Below are 5,404 nucleotides of genomic sequence, written 5' to 3' on the forward strand. Positions count from 1 at the left end.
CCGTGGCGGCGGTGGCCCGGGCGGTCCCGGCCGCGCCGGTCGCCGAGCCGTCGGCGTGCGCGCCGTGGCCGGCGGGGGCGCCGGTCAGGTCGTCCAGCAGGCCGAGCCGCTTGGCGCCGGCGACCGCCGCAGCGGCGCCGACCGCGACCCAGAGCAGCCGGCTCATCGCCCGGACCGCCCGCGGCCCAGGCCGGACAGCGCGCGCCGCACGCCGTAGCTGAAGGCGGCGACCTTGATCATCGGGCCGCCGACGGTCGCCGCGAACAGCGACGTCAACGCGGAGGCGTTCTGCGTGATCTGCGCGGCCGAGGTCGTGATCGCGTCCACCCGCTCGAGCTGGGTGTTCGTGGACGACACCGTGGTGGCCGCCTCGTCCAGGATCGGCACCGTGTGCTCGGTGATCTCCTTGACGGAGGTCCGGGTCTCGTCCAGCACCCGCCCGAGCTTCACCAGCGGCACGGCGAGCGCGCCCACCAGCAGCACGAAGGCGATGGCCGCGATGAGCCCCGCGATGTCTCCCAGCATGGCCAGCCCTTCTGCTCGTGCCGGCACCGCGCCGACGACACCGGAACCCTACCCGGCGTGCGGTGTCGCGCCGGGCGACCGGCCGCGCGTGCGGGCCGGGAACGCCGCGACGCCCCGGCGCCGACCCGTGGGGGCCGGTGCGGGGGCGTCGCGGACCTGCGAGCCGGGTGGCTCAGCGGGCGTAGTACTCGACGACCAGCTGGACGTCGCAGGTCACGGGGACCTCGGCGCGCTTCGGGCGGCGCACCAGCACGGCCGACAGCTTCTCGAGCTGGACGTCCAGGTAGCCCGGGACGGCCGGCAGCACGTCGCGGTGGGCACCGGCGGCGGCCACCTGGAACGGCACGGTGGTCTGCGACTTGGGCTTGATCTGCAGGGTCTGGCCCTCCTTCACGCGGAAGGACGGACGGTCCACGATCTTGCCGTCGACCAGGATGTGGCGGTGGGTCACGACCTGGCGCGCCTGCAGGATGGTGCGGGCGAAGCCGGCGCGGAGCACCAGCGCGTCGAGACGGGTCTCGAGGTCCTCGACCAGGGCCTCACCGGTCAGGCCCGGGGCCTTGCGGGCGTCCTCGTACGCACGGGCGAGCTGCTTCTCGCGCAGCGCGTACTGGGCGCGCAGACGCTGCTTCTCGCGCAGACGCACCGCGTAGTCCGACTCGGTGCGGCGGCGGGCGCGGCCGTGCTCGCCGGGCGGGTAGGGGCGCTTCTCGAAGTGCTTGACGGCCTTCGGGGTGAGCGCGAGGCCGAGGGCGCGCGAGAGGCGCACCTGGCGACGCGCACGCGTCACGTTGCTCATGTGGTTCTTCCTGTCGTTTCTCGTACGGCACACCCGTGCCCGGCGAACCCGGGCGGGGCGTGGGGCCGACCTCCGTGCGTCCGTACGAGGCGGACGCGGCTAGGACCCCAGGCGGCCGTCCGGCTGACCCACCGAGATGACCCGGGGTGCGGACGACCGTGCAACTCTACCGGGTGCGGGTCGCTGGGCCTAATGCGGCGCGGTCGGGAGCGCGGTCAGTGGTCCTGCGGCGGCGGCGCCTGGTCCAGCACCGACCGGATCCGGCCGAGCCGCTCGCCGACCTGCCGCTCGTACCCGTTCTCCGTGGGGCTGTAGTACCGCGTCCCGACCAGGTCGTCCGGGAGGTACTGCTGCGCGGCGATCCCGTGCGGGTGGTCGTGCGCGTACAGGTAGCCCTTGCCGTGCCCCAGCTGCTTGGCGCCGGCGTAGTGCGCGTCCCGCAGGTGCGCGGGCACCGACCCGAGCCGGCCCGCCTGCACGTCCGCGAGGGCGGCGTTGATCCCGTTGTAGGCGGCGTTCGACTTCGGGGCCGTCGCCAGGTGCACGACCGCCTCGGCCAGGATGATCCGCGCCTCGGGCATCCCGATGAGCTGCACGGCCTGCGCCGCGGCGACCGCGGTCTGCAGCGCGCTCGGGTCGGCCATGCCCACGTCCTCGGACGCCGAGATGACGATGCGCCGGGCGATGAACCGCGGGTCCTCCCCCGCCGCGATCATCCGGGCGAGGTAGTGCAGGGACGCGTCGACGTCGGAGCCGCGCACCGACTTGATGAACGCGCTGATGACGTCGTAGTGCTGGTCCCCGTCCCGGTCGTACCGGACGGCGGCGACGTCGATCGCGCGCTCCGTGGTCGCGAGGTCGACGACCGCCGGGGCGTCCACGTCGTCGCCGAGGTCGACGTCCGGGTCCGCCAGGCGCGCCTCCCGGTCCGCCAGCGCGGCGCCCGCGGCCGCCTCGAGGATCGTCAGCGCCTTGCGGGCATCACCGCCGGACAGCCGGAGCAGGTGGTCCTCGGCGTCGTCGGTGAGCACGACCGCCCCGCCCAGCCCGCGCTCGTCCTCGACGGCCCGTCGGATCAGCGCCCGGACGTCGTCGGTCTCGAGGGGCTTGAGGGTCAGCAGCAGCGACCGGGACAGCAGCGGGGAGTTCACCGAGAAGCTCGGGTTCTCCGTCGTCGCCGCGACGAGCGTCACCCAGCGGTTCTCCACGCTCGGCAGCAGCGCGTCCTGCTGGGCCTTGGTGAACCGGTGCACCTCGTCGATGAACAGCACCGTCTCCGAGCCGTCGGACGCCAGCCGGCGCCGGGCGTCGTCCACGACCTGCCGCACGTCCTTGACGCCTGCGGTCACGGCCGACAGCTCGACGAACCGGCGGCCGGACGTCGTGGCGACCAGGTAGGCCAGCGTCGTCTTGCCCGTGCCCGGCGGACCCCAGAGCACGACCGACGACGGCGCCGCCCGCCGCGCGGTCGCGTCGCCCGGCTCGACGAGCCGCCGGAGCGGCGAGCCCGGCACCAGCAGGTGCTCCTGCCCGGCGACCTCCGCCAGGCTGCGCGGGCGCATGCGCACCGCCAGCGGCGCCCCCGCCGACGGGGCGGGCGTGCCCTGCGCCGAGGTGGTCACCGCGTCGAACAGATCCATGCCCACGAGCCTACGGGCGCCGTCCCACACGCCGCGCCGTGGGACGGATGGGACCGGTGGTGCGCGAGGGGCGTCCGGCCTGCGATGCTGGCCCGCGTGTTCGAGAGCCTCGGCCGCCTGGTCGCCCGCCACCCCCGCCTCACGGTGCTCGTCTGGGCCGTCGTGGCCGCGGGCTGCTTCGCGGTGGCGCTCGTCGGCGTCGGCGGGCAGAACCTGTTCGACCGGCTGAGCACCGGCGAGCCCGTCGTCCCCGGCTCGGACAGCGCGCGGGCGAGCGAGCTGCTCGCGGCCTCGAGCACGTCCGGTGCCTCGCTGAGCCTCGTCGTGCAGGGCGTGGACCCCGCGACCGAGGGGCTGGCGGAGGCGCTGGCGCCGGCCCGCGAGGACGTCGCGGCCGTCGACGGGGTGGTCTCGGTCATCGACCCGTTCGTGCTGCCCGACGGGCCCGCCAACCCGGCCGCGGCGCCCCTGCTCGCGCAGGACGGCGACGGGTTCCTCCTGGTCGCCGAGCTGGACCCCGAGCTGTCCGACGACGCGGAGTCCGCGGCGCTCCGCGACCTGCAGGAACGGCTCGCCGACGTCCCGGACGCGTTGCACGACGTGGCCCCGGACGCGACCGGCCTGGTCGGCGGCACCTCGCTCATCGTGTCGGCGATCACGGACCAGGTGGAGCAGGACCTCACCACCGGCGAGGCCATCGCCCTGCCGGTCGCGCTGCTCATCATGGTGCTGGTGTTCGGCGGGTTCCTCGCCGCGGCGATGCCGCTGGCCGGCGCCATCGCCTCGATCGCCGGCGGCCTCGGGTCGCTGGTCGCGCTGTCGTACGTGATGGACGACCTCGAGTCGTCGGTCGTGAACGTCGTCACCGTGCTCGGGCTCGGCCTGTCGATCGACTACGGCCTGCTGATCGTGTCCCGGTTCCGCGAGGAGCTGGGCAAGACCCTGGGCGACGACGAGGGCCGCTCCGCCCGGCGACGGCGCGGCGACGGCGCGGTGGTCGGCGCCCTGCTCACCACCATGTCGACCGCGGGGCGCACCGTCGCGTTCTCCGCCCTCACGGTGGCCATCTCGATCGCGGGCCTGCTGGTGTTCCGCCAGGACATCCTCCGAGCGTTCGGCGCGGGCTCGGTCGCCGTGATCGTGTTCGCGGTCGCCACCGCGCTGACCCTCGTGCCCGCCCTGCTGGTGCTGGCCGGTCGGCGGCTCGCGCGACCGAGCGTGCTCTCCCGGGTGCCCGGCGTGCGCGCCGTGCTCGCCCGAACGGCCGACGTCGAGCACGAGGAGGGCGTGTTCTCCCGGCTCGCCGCGCGCGTGCAGCGGCGCCCGTGGTGGGTGATGGGAGCGTCGCTGGCGGTGCTGCTCGTCCTCGCGACCCCGCTCCTGCACCTCGAGCTGCGCAACTCCACCACCGAGCTGCTCCCCCGCTCCAGCCCGCAGCGCGAGTACGTCCAGGTGCTCGCCGAGCAGTACCCGGCGTCCTCCTCGGCCGCGGTGCCGGTCGTCGCGCAGACGTCCGTCGCCGACGCGCAGGCGGCCGTGCCGGAGATCGAGGCCCTCGACGGCGTCGCGTCCGTTGACGCGCCCGTCGCGCGCGGGTCGGTCGTCGTCATCGGCGTGCGCCCCGAGTCGTCCGACCCCGGCGGTGCCGACGCCCAGGCGGTCGTGCACGAGCTGCGCGACCTCGACCTGCCGTTCGACACGTGGGTCGGCGGCCAGGCGGCGAACCAGATCGACTTCACGGACGCGCTCGTCGACCGGGCGCCGTGGGCGCTCGGCATCGTGGCCGTCGCGACCCTGGTGCTGCTGTTCCTCATGACCGGCTCGGTCCTCGTGCCGGTCAAGGCGCTGCTGACCAACGTCGTGTCGCTGTGCGCGTCTCTCGGCGTGCTGGTCTGGGTGTTCCAGGACGGGCACCTGTCCGGGCTGCTGCAGTTCGACCCGACCGGCGGCATCGAGACCTACGTGCTGGCGCTCGTCATCGCGTTCGCGTTCGGGCTCGCCATGGACTACGAGGTGTTCCTGCTCTCCCGGATCAAGGAGCTGCACGACGCCGGCGCGCCCAACGACGTGGCTGTCCGGCTCGGGCTGCAGCGCTCCGGGCGGGTCATCACGTCCGCCGCGGCGATCATCATCGCGGTGTTCGCGGGCTTCGTCGCCGGCGAGCTGCTCGTGATCAAGGAGGTCGGCTTCTCGCTGGCGGTGGCGGTGCTGATCGACGCGACGCTGGTCCGGCTGCTGCTGGTGCCCGCGACGATGACGGTGCTCGGCGACCTGAACTGGTGGGCCCCGGCGCCGCTGCGCCGCCTGCACGCCCGCCTGGCGATCACGCACTGACCCGGGGCGCCTCGCGCGGCGGGGCGGGGCCCGCGCCGCGACGGGCCGCGCCGAGCGCGGCACCCGAGCCGGCCCGCGCTCGCTGCCCCCGCGCCCGCGCCCGACC

At 74.9% G+C, this 5,404-nt stretch carries 4 protein-coding genes; 1 reads left to right on the forward strand and 3 read right to left on the reverse strand.

Features of this window, described 5'->3' with window-relative positions:
• Window positions 1-162: 162 nt before the first annotated feature.
• From J5O08_RS20220 to J5O08_RS20230, 3 genes are all read right to left on the reverse strand, one after another.
• Window positions 163-525, reverse strand: a complete 363-nt coding sequence (locus tag J5O08_RS20220) for a DUF948 domain-containing protein (protein WP_147793636.1) — start codon at window positions 523-525, stop codon at window positions 163-165.
• A gap of 172 nt (window positions 526-697) precedes the next feature.
• A complete protein-coding gene (rpsD, locus tag J5O08_RS20225; RefSeq protein WP_147793637.1) occupies window positions 698-1,324 on the reverse strand; it encodes a 30S ribosomal protein S4 in 627 nt (208 codons plus the stop codon).
• 215 nt (window positions 1,325-1,539) lie between these two features.
• Window positions 1,540-2,964 (reverse strand): replication-associated recombination protein A, encoded by a 1,425-nt coding sequence (locus J5O08_RS20230; RefSeq protein ID WP_218708703.1) that lies wholly within the window; start codon window positions 2,962-2,964, stop codon window positions 1,540-1,542.
• Window positions 2,965-3,060: 96 nt separating this feature from the next.
• Here J5O08_RS20230 and J5O08_RS20235 point away from each other — a divergent pair, with 96 nt between their 5' ends.
• Window positions 3,061-5,298, forward strand: a complete 2,238-nt coding sequence (locus tag J5O08_RS20235; protein WP_308281750.1) for an MMPL family transporter — start codon at window positions 3,061-3,063, stop codon at window positions 5,296-5,298.
• Window positions 5,299-5,404 lie beyond the last annotated feature (106 nt).

The sequence above is a fragment of the Cellulomonas sp. PS-H5 genome (assembly GCF_019265565.1).
Lineage (GTDB): Bacteria > Actinomycetota > Actinomycetes > Actinomycetales > Cellulomonadaceae > Cellulomonas.